The organism is Mycobacterium botniense (assembly GCF_010723305.1).
Classification (GTDB): Bacteria; Actinomycetota; Actinomycetes; order Mycobacteriales; family Mycobacteriaceae; genus Mycobacterium; species Mycobacterium botniense.
In genome coordinates this window covers 863526-877160 of record NZ_BLKW01000002.1, presented here as the reverse complement: position 1 = coordinate 877160, position 13635 = coordinate 863526, and the positions used below count along the sequence as shown (strand labels likewise).

Here is a 13635-nt window from a genome sequence, read left to right as displayed (position 1 = left end):
TGTGCGCGAGGTGATCGTGGATCTGATGTCGATCTGGCATGCGGATGCTACCGCCGGCATGGCGACCGTGGTGCGCACCTTCGCCTCGGCGCCGCGATTACCGGGGGCGGCACTGGTGGTGGCCCCGGACGGGTCGGTGAGCGGATCGGTGTCGGGCGGCTGCGTGGAGTCCGCCGTCTACGAACTCGCCGCCGAGGTGGCCCGCACCGGGAAACCGCGGCTGGAACGCTACGGTGTCAGCGACGGTGACGCGTTCGCGGTCGGGCTGACCTGCGGGGGCATCATCGACGTGTTTATCGAGCCGGTGTCGAAGGCCACATTCCCCGACCTGGACACGGTGGCCGAGGACATCCACAGTTGCCGACCGGTGGCGGTCGCGACCGTCATCGCTCACCCCGACCCCGGCCGCGTCGGACGCCGGCTTGTCGTCCGCCCGGATGCGGTCACCGGGTCGTTGGGTAGCGCGCGGGTTGATGCCGCCGCCACCGACGACGCCCGGGGGCTGCTCGCCGTGGGCCGCAGCGACGTGCTGCGCTACGGGCCCGACGGGCAGCGTCTGGGTGAGGGCATGGAGATCTTCGTGTCCAGCTATGCGCCGCGTCCTCGCCTGCTGGTGTTCGGCGCGATCGACTTCGCTGCCGCGCTGGCCCGGCTGGGCTCGTTTCTGGGCTACCGCGTCACCGTGTGTGATGCCCGCCCGGTGTTCGCCACGCCGGGCCGCTTCCCCGGCGCCGACGAGGTGGTGGTCGAGTGGCCGCACCGGTATCTGGCGGCCCAGGCCGCCGCGGGCGCGGTCGATCGTGACACCGTCATCTGTGTACTCACCCACGATCCGAAGTTCGACGTTCCGGTGCTGCAGCTGGCCTTGCGCCTCGATGTCGGCTACGTGGGCGCCATGGGATCGCGGCGCACCCACGAGGATCGGATGGTGCGGCTGCGGGCAGCGGGTCTGCGCGACGCCGAGTTGAACCGGTTAGCCAGTCCGATTGGCCTGGATCTCGGAGCCCGCACCCCGGAAGAGACCGCGGTGTCGATCGCGGCGGACATTATCGCCCGCCGCTGGGGTGGCGGGGGACGACGGCTGGCCGATCTCGACGGCCCGATTCACCACGACCAGCAGCCGACGACGAGTTCAGTGATCCCTTAACTCACTGTTGACGCAACGTCAGCAGCGGGCCCACACTAAGGCTCCCTTGACTATGAGGTGGGTCACATGCAAGTTCCCGGGCCCTTTGAGTATGAACGCGCGAGCAGCGTCGACCACGCCATCGGACTACTGGACCGGTTAGGGGAGGGCGCGCGGGTGATCGCCGGCGGCCACAGCCTGCTGCCGATGATGAAACTGCGCATCGCCAACCCGGAGTACCTGATTGATATCAACGATTTGGCACCCGAGCTGGGATACATCATCACCGACCCCACGCTGGCCCGCATCGGCGCCATGACCCGGCACCGGGATCTGCTGGAATCCGATGCACTGGCGGCGTGGTGCCCGATCTTCCGCGACGCCGAACGCGTGATCGCCGACCCGGTGGTACGCAATCGGGGCACCCTTGGCGGCTCGCTGTGCCAAGCGGATCCCGCCGAGGACCTGGCAACGGTGTGCACGGTGCTGGACGCGGTGTGTCTGGCCCGTGGACCCGCGGGGGAGCGTGAGATCGCGATCGGGGACTTTCTGACTGGGCCATATGAGACAGCCCTGGCGCACAACGAGATTCTGCTGGAGATACGTATTCCATTGCGGCACAACACGTCAAGTGCCTACGCAAAGGTGGAACGCCGGGTCGGCGACTGGGCTGTCGCCGCCGCCGGCGCTGCGGTCACCCTCGGCGGGGATGTGATCGCCGCCGCCAAAGTGGGATTGACTGCGGTAAACCCCGACGCGGAGGCCCTGGCCGAGGTCTCCGGCGCGTTGGTCGGCAAGCCGGCCACCGAAGAGGTTTTCGCCGAAGGCGGTCGGCGCGCCGCGGCAGCCTGCGAGCCGGTGACCGATGTGCGCGGCACAGCCGAATACAAGCGGCACCTGGCAGCCGAGCTGACCACGCGAACGCTGCGCACCGCGGTCGAGCGAGTTCGTAACATTCCGCTGCCGCAAGGGAATTGAAGGGAAAAGCCGATGCAAGTGACGATGACGGTCAACGGTGAGGCGGTCACCGCCGACGTCGAACCCCGCATGCTGTTGGTGCATTTTCTGCGGGATCAATTACGGCTCACCGGAACCCACTGGGGCTGCGACACCAGCAACTGCGGGACCTGCGTGGTCGACGTCGACGGCGTTCCGGTGAAATCGTGCACCATGCTGGCGGTCATGGCATCCGGGCACAGCGTGCGCACCGTGGAGGGGTTGGAAGTCGACGGTCGGCTCGACCCCGTCCAAGAAGGGTTTATGCGCTGTCATGGGCTGCAATGCGGATTTTGCACACCCGGAATGATGATTACCGCCCGGGCCCTGCTCGACCGCAATCCCAACCCGGACGAGGCCACTATCCGGGAAGCGATCTCCGGGCAGATCTGCCGCTGCACGGGATACACCACCATCGTGCGTGCCATCCAATGGGCCGCTCAGCACCCCAAGACCGCCGCGGAGGCCAGCGCATGACCACCATCGAGTCTCGTCCACCCACTCCGGAAGACCTCGCCGACAACGACCAGAAGCCATGCGGGTATGGCCGGATGCTGCGCAAAGAAGATCCGCGGTTCATCCGGGGCCGCGGCACCTACGTCGACGACGTCGTGCTGCCGGGCATGTTGCACCTGGCGATCCTGCGCTCGCCCTATGCACACGCCCGCATCGTCGGCGTCGACACTACTGCCGCGCAGGCACATCCGAAGGTCAAAGCGGTGGTCACCGGCGCGGATCTGGCCGACAAGGGCCTGGCGTGGATGCCGACCTTGTCCAATGACGTGCAGGCGGTGCTGGCTACCGACAAGGTCCGCTTCCAGGGCCAGGAGGTGGCGTTCGTGGTGGCCGAGGACCGCTATTCCGCGCGCGACGCACTGGAATTGATCGACGTCGAATACGAGCCCCTGGACCCGGTGGTCGACGCCCGCAAGGCGCTGGAACCCGACGCCCCGGTGATCCGCACCGATCTGGAGGGCAAGACCGACAACCACATTTTCGACTGGGAAACCGGCGACGCGGCGGCCACCGAAGCTGCTTTTGCCAAAGCCGATGTGGTGGTCAAACAAGAGATGGTCTATCCGCGGGTGCACCCGGCGCCGATGGAAACCTGTGGTGCGGTCGCCGACCTGGATCCGGTCACCGGCAAGCTCACGCTGTGGACCACCTCGCAGGCGCCGCACGCGCACCGCACCCTCTACGCATTGGTTGCGGGCCTGCCCGAACACAAGATCCGGGTGATCTCACCCGATATCGGCGGCGGATTCGGCAACAAGGTGCCGATCTACCCCGGTTATGTGTGCGCGATCGTCGGCTCGCTGTTGCTGGGCAAACCGGTCAAATGGATGGAGGACCGCAGCGAGAACCTGACCTCGACCAGCTTTGCCCGCGACTACATCATGGTCGGTGAGATCGCCGCCACCAAAGACGGCAAGATTCTGGCGCTGCGGTCCAACGTGCTGGCCGACCACGGAGCCTTCAACGCGCAGGCCGCTCCGACGAAGTACCCGGCCGGCTTTTACGGTGTGTTCACCGGCAGCTACGACCTGGAGGCCGCCTACTGTCACCTGACCGCGGTGTACACCAACAAAGCGCCGGGTGGGGTGGCCTACGCGTGCTCGTTCCGCATCACCGAGGCGGTGTATTTCGTGGAGCGGCTGGTGGATTGCCTGGCCGACGAGCTGAACATGGATCCAGCCGAGTTGCGGCTGCGAAATCTGTTGAAACCAGAGCAGTTTCCCTACACCACCAAGACCGGCTGGGTCTACGACTCGGGCGACTACGAGACCACTTTGCGCAAGGCTATGGCGATGCTCGGCTACGAGCAGCTGCGGGCCGAGCAGAAGGAGCGCCGGGCACGCGGCGAACTGATGGGGATTGGGATGTCGTTTTTCACCGAAGCCGTTGGCGCCGGGCCGCGCAAGGATATGGACATTCTTGGCCTGGGAATGGCCGACGGCTGCGAGCTGCGCGTGCACCCGACCGGCAAAGCCGTGGTGCGGCTTTCGGTGCAGACTCAGGGACAGGGTCACGAGACCACGTTCGCGCAGATCGTCGCCGAGGAGCTGGGTATTCCGCCCGAAGATATTGAGGTGGTGCACGGCGACACAGACCAGACTCCATTCGGGTTGGGCACCTATGGCAGTCGTTCCACCCCGGTCTCCGGCGCGGCTGCGGCGCTGGTGGCGCGCAAAGTGCGCGACAAGGCCAAGATCATTGCCTCCGGCATGCTCGAGGTGTCGGTGGCCGACCTGGAGTGGGAGAAGGGCAAGTTCCACGTCAAGGGTGACCCCTCAGCGTCGGTGACGATCCAGGACATCGCCATGCGAGCCCACGGCGCGGGTGATCTGCCGGACGGGATCGAGGGCGGCCTGGATGCCGAGGTGTGCTACAACCCCTCGAATTTGACCTACCCGTACGGCGCCTACTTCTGTGTGGTTGACGTCGATCCCGGCACGGGTGTGGTGAAGGTGCGCCGGTTCCTGGCGGTCGACGACTGCGGTACCCGCATCAATCCGATGATCATCGAGGGCCAGGTGCACGGCGGGATCGTCGACGGCATCGGGATGGCGCTCATGGAGATGATCGCCTTCGACGAGCAGGGCAACTGTCTGGGCGGTTCGCTGATGGACTATCTGATCCCGACCGCAATGGAAGTACCACACCTGGAGACCGGCTACACCGTGACCCCGTCGCCGCACCATCCGATCGGTGCGAAGGGCATCGGCGAATCAGCCACGGTCGGCTCACCGCCCGCTGTGGTCAACGCCGTGGTCGATGCGTTGGCGCCATACGGTGTTCGCCATGTCGACATGCCGCTGACGCCGTCACGGGTATGGGAGGCCATGCAGGGGCGGGCCACACCGCCGATCTAGAAGGTATGCATGACGATCAGCGAACGAGTGCAGCAACTGCTGCGTGCCCGTACACCTTTCGTACACGCGACGGTCGTGCGTGCGCAGCATCCCAGCTCGGCGCGTCCAGGTGACGAGGCGATCCTGCTGCCCGACGGGACGATCGAGGGTTTCGTCGGCGGCCACTGCGCACAGAATTCGGTGCGTAAAGCGGCTCTTGGCGCGTTGCAGGCGAACGAGAGTGTGCTGTTGCGGGTTTTGCCCGACGGTGACGTGCAGTTCCCGGAGGCGCCCGGCGCGTGCGTTGTCGTCAACCCGTGTCTGTCCGGCGGGGCGCTGGAGATCTTTCTGACACCGCAGGTTCCAGCACCGCTGGTGCGCATCTGCGGTGCCACCCCGATCGCGGACGCGCTGAGCCGGATATGCGAGCTGGTCGGCTACACGGTGAGCCACGACGATTCCGGTGAGCTGACCGGGGTGACTGCCGTGGTGATCGCCACCCATGGGGGACCGGAAGCTGAGCTCATCCGTGCCGCACTCGACGCGGGCGTCGGCTATATCGGCCTGGTAGCCAGCAAGGTTCGCGGCGCCTCGATTCTGGACGGGCTTGCGTTGTCGGAGAACGAACGGGCCCGGGTGCACACCCCGGTGGGGCTGGCGATCGGCGCCAGGACCCCCGCGGAGATTGCGGTGTCCATTGTCGCCGAGATCGTGGCGGCCATCCGCATCGGAGGCCTGCCGACAGTCACGCCGGAGACGATCATCGACCTGAAAGCCGGCTCATGATCACCGGGGTGATGCTGGCGGCCGGCAGGTCGTGCCGGCTTGGTACACCCAAACAGCTTCTGCCATACCAGAATACGACGGTACTGGGCGCTGCGCTGGATACCGCCCGCGGCTGCGGGCTTGAGCAGATCATCCTCACCTTGGGAGCTGCCGAGCAGGCCGTGCGCGCGGCGGTGCGGTTGGACGGTGTCGATGTGGTGAGCGTCGATGATTTCGCCGCCGGGTGTTCGGCATCACTGCGGGTCGCGCTGCGACGGGTAAGCCCGCATGCCGCCGGGATCGTCTTGATGCTTGGAGATCAGCCCGGCGTGCAGCCGGGGGTCGTGCGGCGGCTGATCGACGAAAGGACCGCCGCCCCGATCGCGATATGCCGCTACGCCGACGGGGTCGGTCATCCGTTGTGGTTCGATCGCGGTGTGTTCGGTGAACTCGCGCAGCTGCATGGTGACAAGGCGGTCTGGAAGCTGGTGTGCTCGGGCCGGTTTCCGGTGCATGAGGTTGTCGTCGACGGTGCCGTCCCGCTCGACGTCGACACCTGGGACGAGTATCGCCGGCTGATGGAGTCGGTGCCCTCGTGAAGTTGTTCACAGACGTCGGCGACGTGATGCGCCGGTTTGACGCGCAGGATTATCTGCTGGACACCGGGACAGCGTCGGCAATCTATTTGGCGGTTGGCCTGGGCAGACCGCTGCTCTTGGAGGGAGAGCCCGGAGTTGGTAAAACTACGGCTGCAAAAACACTCGCTGCCGTGCTGGATACACCGATGATCAGGCTGCAGTGCTATGAGGGTTTGACTGCCAGTGAGGCACTCTACGACTGGAATTATCAGCGTCAGCTGCTCTCCATTCGGCTGGCGGAAGCACGCGGCTCCGGTATCGACGAAGCCGATCTGTACACCGAGAAGTACCTGGTGGACCGGCCCATCCTGCAATGCGTGCGCTACCGCGGGCCGGCACCGCCGGTGCTGTTGATCGACGAAATCGACCGCGCCGACGACGAATTCGAGGCGCTCCTGTTGGAGTTCCTCGGCGAAGCGACCGTGACGGTCCCTGAACTGGGCACCTTCGTCGCAGAGCGCCCACCGGTCGCGGTGCTCACATCCAACCGCAGCCGCGACCTGCACGACGCGTTGCGGCGGCGGTGTCTGTACCACTGGATCGACTACCCTGAGCCCGCCCGCGCAGCTGCGATCGTGCGGCGGACCGTGCCGGGCGCCACTGCGGCACTAATCGAGGACGCGACCCAATTCGTCAGCGCTGCACGCAGTCTCGATCTCGACAAGCCACCCGGAGTGGCCGAAACGATCGACTGGGTGGCGGCGTTGGTTTCCCTCGGTGTCGCGAACCTCGTCGACCCGGACGTGTCCGCCAGTCTCGGCGCTCTCGCCAAGACACCCGACGACCGCGCCGTAATGCGTGAGGCGCTTGTCGAATACAGCAATAGGTAACAGGACGGAAGCGGATCGCGCAATGAAAATAGTTAATGAGTTCACCGTCAACGCCCCGATCGAACGGGCCTGGGAGGTGCTGTCCGATCTCGAGCAGGTCATCCCGCTGATGCCGGGAGCGCAGCTGCTGGGTCGTGACGGGGACGATTTCCTGGGTAAGGTGAAGGTCAAGGTCGGCCCAGTGACCAGTGAATTCACTGGGAAAGCACAGTTCCTCGACCGTGACCCGGAACAGCACCGCGCGGTCATCAGCGGCAGGGGAAAGGAAAGCCGGGGCACCGGCAACGCCTCAGCCACCGTCACCACCCAGCTGCACGGCGATGGCGAGCGCACCCGCGTCACCGTCGACACCGACTTGACGATCGTCGGCAAGCTGGCTCAGTTCGGCAGCGGCATGCTGCAGCAGGTATCGGAGAAACTGCTCGGTGAGTTCGTTGCCTCACTGGAGCAGAAACTGGCCGCCGCCGACACAGAGGTGCCGCAAAACGCCGAAACCACAACGACTTCCGAACCCGCGCCGATTGATCTGATTGAGCTGGCCGGTGCTGGAAGCATCAAAAAGTACGCCGCGGCAGTGCTAGGTGTGCTGGTTGTGCTGGCAGTGCTCAGGGTGCGGCGGCGCCGGCGACGGAGATGAGCAGCCCGCTGCTGCGCGGTGTTGACCGGGCGGCGTTCGCGGTGGCCCTGGTCGCCCGGTTGCGCGGCGCGGGGGTGCAGGTTTCTGCCGATGGGCCCGCAGCGCTGGTGCAGGCGCTGCAGTTGCTGGCTTTACCTGGCAGCTCGGAGCTGTATTGGGCGGCACGGCTGACGTTGGTCAACCGCGTCGAGGACCTCGCTGCCTTTGACGCAGTCTTCGGGGGCGTATTCGGCTGCCTCGCAACAGGTCATGGTCCGGCGCGGCTGCGCCCCACCACACCGGGCAGTGCAGCGACGGCTTCGGGAGCGCCCGATAGGGCGGCGGGACTGCCGTGGGCCACCCGCATGCCGACGATGACGGCCGCCGAGGAAACCGATGCTGATGTCGCCGCATTTGACGTGCTGCCCAGCCGCATCGTCGCGCGGGCGGATGAACCGTTCGACCGCTTCGATCCGGACGACCTGCGCCGGCTGGGTTCTTGGCTGGAAACCACGGTGGCCCGCTGGCCCCGCCGGCGCACGCTGCGTCATGAGCTGAGCCAACAGGGAAAGCGGATCGACCTGCGCCGCACCCTCAACGCTTCGCGCGCGACCGGCTGGGAAGCGGTGATCTTGGCGCGGACCCGCCGCCGCGAGCGCCCGCGGCGTGTGGTGCTGGTCTGTGACGTGAGCCGGTCGATGCGGCCCTATGCCACGATCTACCTGCACCTGATGCGCGCTGCGGTGCTAGCCGGAATCCGTCCGGAAGTCTTCGCATTCTCGACGTCGCTGACTCGACTCACGGCGGCGCTGTCCCATCGCTCCGCAGAGGTCGCGCTCGAGCAGGCCAGTGCCAAGGTCACCGACCGTTACAGCGGTACCCGGCTCGGCAGCAGCCTCGCGGCGCTGCTGGCTCCGCCGCACGGGGCAGCGTTGCGCGGCGCGGTGGTCGTCATCGCCTCTGACGGCTGGGACAGCGATTCCCCCGAGGTGCTCGACCATGCGCTGGCCCGGGTGCGTCGGCGTGCGGCGCTGCTGGTGTGGCTCAATCCACGCGCGGCGCACAGCGGATTCCAGCCGCTGACCGGATCCATGGCGGCCGCCCTGCCGTACTGCGACCGGTTTTTGCCGGCACACTCGCTGTCGAGCTTGCGGGAGCTCTTTTACGCATTGGCGTCCCGCTGAACGGGTTACCCGGCACCACACCATGGCCCGTGTTACGGCAGTATCTGCAGGTGTGGATCAGCTATGGGCGAACCGGGCGGCCAGCGCCGAAGCCGCGGTCACCGCGCGGCACCTGACCCGGCTGTGGGGGTTGCCCGGTACCCGGCTGGGAGTGGTGGCCTGGCCCCCGTCGCGGCGCGACCGCTGGTTCGGCAGCTGGCATTTCTGGTGGCAGGCGCATCTGCTGGACTGCCTGCTCGACGCGCAGCTGCGCGACCCGCAATCGGCCCGGCTCCGCGCGATCAAACGACAGATTCGCTCGCACTGGCTCCGCAACGTCGGCCGCTGGATCAACGACTACTACGACGACATGGCATGGCTGGCTCTGGCGTTGGAGCGGGCCGCCCGGGTCGCCGGGGTCAACTCTCGGCGTGCGCTGGATACGCTGGCGCGCCAGTTCCGCGCCGCTTGGGCTCCCGACGAGGGCGGCGGCATCCCCTGGCGCAGACAAGACCGGTTCTTCAACGCGCCCGCCAACGGTCCGGCGGGGATTTTCCTGGCCCGCTACGGTGAGCTCACCCGCGCCCAGCAGATCGCCGACTGGATCGACGCCACGCTGATCGACCCCGAGACACATCTGGTGTTCGACGGTATCAAGGCAGGGTCACTGGTGCGTGCCCAGTACACCTACTGCCAGGGCGTGGTGCTCGGCCTGGAAACCGAACTGGCAGCCCGCACCGGTGATCCGCGGCACGCGCCGCGAGTGCGCCGGCTGGTGGCGGCTGTGGGTGAGCACCTGGCGCCGAACGGAGTCATCCGGGGCGCCGGCGGCGGGGATGGCGGCCTGTTCTCCGGTATCACCGCCCGCTATCTTGCCCTGGTTGCGACCGTCTTGCCCACGAACTCCGCTGATGATGTCACCGCCCGTGACACGGCGCGCGCGCTGGTCCTCTGCTCGGCGCGGTCAGCCTGGGATTATCGGCAGACGGTCGACGGGCTGCCACTGTTCGGCGCGTCGTGGGATCGCAGCGCCGAGCTGCCCACGGCAGGCGGCAAGCAGGCGGAGTTCGTCGAGGGCGCGGTGACCGGCTCGGCGGTGGCCGAACGGGATCTGTCGGTGCAGTTGTCGGGTTGGATGCTGATGGAGGCCGCCTGTGCGGTCACTGGATGACACCGGTGGGACGGCACGCCCGCACAGCGTCGTCGCGCTGGGGGCGCTAATGAGAGGCGCTAATGAGAGGAGTTGCATGAACAAAGTCCATCCCGACGCCGGGTCTGCTCTGCACGGCCTGCTGAAGGACGGCATCACCATCGCTGCCGGCGGTTTCGGTCTGTGCGGCATCCCGGAGAATCTGATCCAGGCCCTGGTGGACAGCGGCGTCAAAGATCTCACCATTGTTGGAAACAACGCGGGCGTGGATGATTTCGGCATGGGCCTGCTGCTCAAGGGGCGGCAGGTCAAGAAGGTGATCGCCTCCTATGTGGGGGAGAACAAAGAGTTCGAGCGCCAGGTGCTGGCCGGCGAGCTGGATCTCACCCTCACACCCCAGGGGACGCTGGCGGAAAAGTTGCGCGCCGGCGGCGCGGGCATTCCCGGCTTCTACACGCGCACCGGCTACGGCACCCCGCTCGCGGAAGGCAAGGAGACCCGGGTATTTGACGGGACCGAGTACCTGCTCGAGGAAGCCATCCGCGCCGATATAGCCCTCGTTAAAGCCTGGAAAGGGGACGCGGCGGGCAATCTGGTCTATCGCAAGACGGCGCGCAACTTCAACCCCATGATCGCCACCTGCGGCGCGGTGACGGTCGCCGAGGTGGAAGAGATGGTCGAGGTCGGCGAGCTGGACCCCGACCAGATCCATACCCCCGGCATCTACGTGGACCGCATCATCGAGGGGCGCGGCTATGAGAAACGCATCGAGTTTCGCACCGTGAGCAACGGCGGAGCGCTGCGCAGCGACAACCCCGTCCGCGAGCGCATCGCCCGGCGCGCCGCCCAGGAGCTGCGCGACGGTTATTACGTGAACCTGGGCATCGGGATTCCCACACTGGTGGCCAACTTCATTCCCGAGCACATCAATGTGACGCTGCAGTCCGAGAACGGCCTGCTCGGCATCGGCCCCTACCCGAGTGAGGAGTCGGTAGACCCCGATCTGATCAACGCCGGCAAGCAAACCATCACCAGCCTTCCCGGCTCGAGCTTTTTCAACAGTGCCGATTCTTTCGCCATGATTCGCGGCGGCCACATCGATCTGTCGATCCTGGGCGCCCTTCAGGTAGCCGAGAACGGCGACCTGGCCAACTGGATGGTGCCGGGCAGGATGGTCAAGGGGCCGGGCGGAGCCATGGATCTGGTGTCAGGGGTAAAGCGGGTGATCGTCGTCATGGACCACACCGCAAAAGACGGCAGTCCCAAGATTCTCAAGCAATGCACGCTGCCCCTCACCGGCAAGGGTGTGGTGGACATGATCATCACCGATCTGTGCGTTTTCGATGTCGAGCCGGGAAAAGGGCTCGTGCTCAAGGAATTGCATCCCGGGGTGACTGTCGGGGACGTGCGGGCCAAGACGGGTTGCGATTTCAAAGTCGCTGTGTGACCCGCCCCGGCGACGATGCGGGCAGGAACGGCACAGTGGCCGCTGGAATCTCCGAACTTGACCAACTCACCGGCTGGCTCTCCGGCCGCATCAACCAATTGCCCGGCGGCCGCTGCCCTGCCGGGGCGGGGTAACTTCCGCACTCGGGGGCGGGGTATCGGCCGGTCAACGCTTAGGCGGCTTCTTCCGGGACGACAAGCTGCTCGCTGCTGGGTGCGCGGCGGCGCCTGAGGTACGCCCGGCCGGCCGATGTCAGGGCCGGCAGCAGCGATACGAACAGGATGCACCACACGATCAGCTCCAAGTTCGTGTTGACGAACGGAACAGTGCCCAGGAAATAGCCCAGCAGCGTCGCGCCCGCACCCCAGGCGACACCGCCGACGATGTCGAATCCCAAAAACACCGGATACCGCATATACGAGACGCCGGCCACCACCGGGACGAACGTTCGCACAATCGGCGCGAAGCGCGCCAGGATAATCGTCACCGGACCGTACTTCTCGAAGAATGCGTGTGACTCGGTCACATAGTGCTGTTTGAAGAACCGGGAGTCCTCCTTTTTAAACAGGGCCGGCCCTATTTTTCGCCCGATGAAATATCCGGTCTGATCGCCGAGCACCGCGACCACCGCAACACAGGTGGCTAATACCTCGATGCTGACCGGTGGGTGCGCGCTCGCAGCCAGCAACCCCCCGGTGAACAACAGCGATTCGCCCGGCAGCAGTGGGAACAACAGCCCGGTCTCGATGAACACGATCAACAGGATGCCGGGCAGCACCGCGTGCCCGAACACGCCGTGGGCGCCCAGCCAGTACATCGGGTCGAGCAGATCGGGCAAGGCCAGCACGGCGGTGTCCATGACCTCCCAACATACCGGTGCCGCTCACCCGGCTCGTCGAGGCGGGCTGTCCACACCATCGTGTTGTTGCGATACTGAACAGATACGGTCCCCACATGGTCGTCAGGTTGCTCTGCCACAGCAGCCAGGAAAGGAAGTTTCATGCCTATCGCAACGCCCGAGGTCTATGCGGAGATGCTGGAACGCGCCAAGAAAAACACCTACGCGTTTCCGGCGATCAATTGCACATCCTCGGAGACCATCAATGCGGCCATCAAAGGGTTCGCCGACGCCGGCAGTGACGGCATCATTCAGTTTTCTACCGGCGGTGCGGAGTTCGCCTCCGGGCTCGGTGTCAAAGATATGGTCACCGGCGCGGTAGCGCTGGCTGAGTTCGCCCATGTCATCGCTGCGAAATACCCGATCAACGTTGCACTGCACACCGACCACTGCCCCAAGGAAAAACTCGACAGCTATGTCCGGCCGTTGCTGGCAATCTCCGCCGAGCGGGTGTCTGCCGGCAAGAATCCGCTGTTCCAGTCGCATATGTGGGACGGGTCGGCGGTACCGATCGAAGAAAACCTTGCGATCGCGCAGGAACTGCTCAAAGCGGCCGCAACTGCCAAGATCATTCTCGAGGTGGAGATCGGTGTCGTCGGTGGCGAAGAAGACGGCATCGTCGGTGAGATCAACGAAAAGCTGTACTCCACACCCGAAGACTTCGAGAAGACCGTCGACGCACTGGGTACCGGTGAACACGGCAAATACCTGCTGGCTGCCACCTTCGGCAATGTGCACGGGGTCTACAAGCCCGGCAATGTCAAGCTGCGCCCCGACATCCTGGCTCAGGGACAGAAGGTCGCCGCAGCCAAGCTAGGACTGCCCGAGGACGCCAAGCCGTTCAACTTCGTCTTCCACGGCGGGTCGGGCTCGGAGAAGTCGGAGATCGCCGAAGCGGTCCGCTACGGCGTGGTGAAGATGAATGTCGACACCGACACCCAGTACGCGTTCACGCGCCCGGTCGCCGGTCACATGTTCACCAACTATGACGGCGTGCTCAAGATCGACGGTGATGTGGGCCGCAAAAAAGACTACGACCCGCGCAGCTACCTCAAAAAAGCCGAAGCCTCGATGACCGAGCGGGTGATCGAGGCCTGTAACGACCTGGCCTGTGCCGGAAAGTCGTTGAGCGCGAGCTGATGATCCGGCTTTTG

Annotated in this window: 14 protein-coding genes; 13 read left to right on the top strand and 1 reads right to left on the bottom strand. The window is 65.6% G+C overall.

The annotated features are described in order from the left end of the window. Position 1 precedes the first annotated feature (1 nt). The 12 genes from G6N08_RS04400 to G6N08_RS04345 all read left to right on the top strand — a co-directional run bounded on the left by G6N08_RS04400 (position 2) and on the right by G6N08_RS04345 (position 11717). A complete protein-coding gene (locus G6N08_RS04400) occupies positions 2-1147 on the top strand; it encodes an XdhC family protein (RefSeq protein WP_170301260.1) in 1146 nt (381 codons plus the stop codon). A 66-nt stretch (positions 1148-1213) separates the two neighbouring features. Beyond that, positions 1214-2104: an FAD binding domain-containing protein gene (locus G6N08_RS04395; RefSeq protein WP_163754765.1), complete on the top strand. Its 891-nt coding sequence runs from the start codon at positions 1214-1216 to the stop codon at positions 2102-2104. 12 nt (positions 2105-2116) lie between these two features. Further along, positions 2117-2599: a (2Fe-2S)-binding protein gene (locus tag G6N08_RS04390; protein ID WP_163754763.1), complete on the top strand. Its 483-nt coding sequence runs from the start codon at positions 2117-2119 to the stop codon at positions 2597-2599. Continuing rightward, a complete protein-coding gene (locus G6N08_RS04385; protein WP_163754761.1) occupies positions 2596-4995 on the top strand; it encodes an aerobic carbon-monoxide dehydrogenase large subunit in 2400 nt (799 codons plus the stop codon). Before G6N08_RS04390 ends, G6N08_RS04385 begins: the two co-directional genes overlap by 4 nt. 9 nt (positions 4996-5004) lie before the next feature. Continuing rightward, entirely contained in the window at positions 5005-5760 is a 756-nt protein-coding gene (locus G6N08_RS04380) for an XdhC family protein (RefSeq protein ID WP_163754759.1), read from the top strand. Continuing rightward, complete coding sequence (locus G6N08_RS04375) at positions 5757-6338, top strand: nucleotidyltransferase family protein (RefSeq protein ID WP_163754758.1); 582 nt, start codon at positions 5757-5759, stop codon at positions 6336-6338. The genes G6N08_RS04380 and G6N08_RS04375 overlap by 4 nt, the downstream gene beginning before the upstream one ends. 26 nt (positions 6339-6364) lie before the next feature. Beyond that, positions 6365-7207: an AAA family ATPase gene (locus G6N08_RS04370; RefSeq protein ID WP_163756677.1), complete on the top strand. Its 843-nt coding sequence runs from the start codon at positions 6365-6367 to the stop codon at positions 7205-7207. A gap of 22 nt (positions 7208-7229) precedes the next feature. Then, the gene (locus G6N08_RS04365; protein ID WP_163754756.1) at positions 7230-7844 is read left to right on the top strand and encodes an SRPBCC family protein; all 615 of its coding nucleotides are present in this window, start codon (positions 7230-7232) and stop codon (positions 7842-7844) included. Further along, the gene (locus G6N08_RS04360) at positions 7841-9007 is read left to right on the top strand and encodes a vWA domain-containing protein (RefSeq protein WP_163754754.1); all 1167 of its coding nucleotides are present in this window, start codon (positions 7841-7843) and stop codon (positions 9005-9007) included. Before G6N08_RS04365 ends, G6N08_RS04360 begins: the two co-directional genes overlap by 4 nt. A 52-nt stretch (positions 9008-9059) precedes the next feature. Next, positions 9060-10157 carry a glycoside hydrolase family 76 protein gene (locus tag G6N08_RS04355; RefSeq protein ID WP_246216600.1) on the top strand — a complete coding sequence of 366 codons (1098 nt, stop codon included), beginning with the start codon at positions 9060-9062 and terminating at the stop codon, positions 10155-10157. A 76-nt stretch (positions 10158-10233) separates the two neighbouring features. Beyond that, a complete protein-coding gene (locus G6N08_RS21025) occupies positions 10234-11583 on the top strand; it encodes a 3-oxoacid CoA-transferase subunit B (protein WP_163754750.1) in 1350 nt (449 codons plus the stop codon). After that, entirely contained in the window at positions 11580-11717 is a 138-nt protein-coding gene (locus G6N08_RS04345) for a hypothetical protein (RefSeq protein ID WP_163754748.1), read from the top strand. Before G6N08_RS21025 ends, G6N08_RS04345 begins: the two co-directional genes overlap by 4 nt. Positions 11718-11755: 38 nt before the next feature. On the opposite strand, the gene G6N08_RS04340 is transcribed toward G6N08_RS04345, so the two are convergent. Further along, positions 11756-12442, bottom strand: a complete 687-nt coding sequence (locus G6N08_RS04340; RefSeq protein WP_163754745.1) for a VTT domain-containing protein — start codon at positions 12440-12442, stop codon at positions 11756-11758. A gap of 141 nt (positions 12443-12583) precedes the next feature. Here G6N08_RS04340 and fbaA point away from each other — a divergent pair, with 141 nt between their 5' ends. Continuing rightward, entirely contained in the window at positions 12584-13621 is a 1038-nt protein-coding gene (gene fbaA / locus G6N08_RS04335) for a class II fructose-bisphosphate aldolase (RefSeq protein WP_163754743.1), read from the top strand. Positions 13622-13635 lie beyond the last annotated feature (14 nt).

Bases quoted from the DNA above. Each gene is read 5' to 3' on its own strand.
- G6N08_RS04395 (WP_163754765.1), top strand. From the start codon at position 1,214: ATGCAAGTTCCCGGGCCCTTTGAGTATGAACGCGCGAGCAGCGTCGAC.
- G6N08_RS04390 (WP_163754763.1), top strand. From the start codon at position 2,117: ATGCAAGTGACGATGACGGTCAACGGTGAGGCGGTCACCGCCGACGTC.
- G6N08_RS04385 (WP_163754761.1), top strand. From the start codon at position 2,596: ATGACCACCATCGAGTCTCGTCCACCCACTCCGGAAGACCTCGCCGAC.
- G6N08_RS04380 (WP_163754759.1), top strand. From the start codon at position 5,005: ATGACGATCAGCGAACGAGTGCAGCAACTGCTGCGTGCCCGTACACCT.
- G6N08_RS04375 (WP_163754758.1), top strand. From the start codon at position 5,757: ATGATCACCGGGGTGATGCTGGCGGCCGGCAGGTCGTGCCGGCTTGGT.
- G6N08_RS04370 (WP_163756677.1), top strand. From the start codon at position 6,365: ATGCGCCGGTTTGACGCGCAGGATTATCTGCTGGACACCGGGACAGCG.
- G6N08_RS04365 (WP_163754756.1), top strand. From the start codon at position 7,230: ATGAAAATAGTTAATGAGTTCACCGTCAACGCCCCGATCGAACGGGCC.
- G6N08_RS04360 (WP_163754754.1), top strand. From the start codon at position 7,841: ATGAGCAGCCCGCTGCTGCGCGGTGTTGACCGGGCGGCGTTCGCGGTG.
- G6N08_RS21025 (WP_163754750.1), top strand. From the start codon at position 10,234: ATGAACAAAGTCCATCCCGACGCCGGGTCTGCTCTGCACGGCCTGCTG.
- G6N08_RS04340 (WP_163754745.1), bottom strand. From the start codon at position 12,442: ATGGACACCGCCGTGCTGGCCTTGCCCGATCTGCTCGACCCGATGTAC.
- fbaA (WP_163754743.1), top strand. From the start codon at position 12,584: ATGCCTATCGCAACGCCCGAGGTCTATGCGGAGATGCTGGAACGCGCC.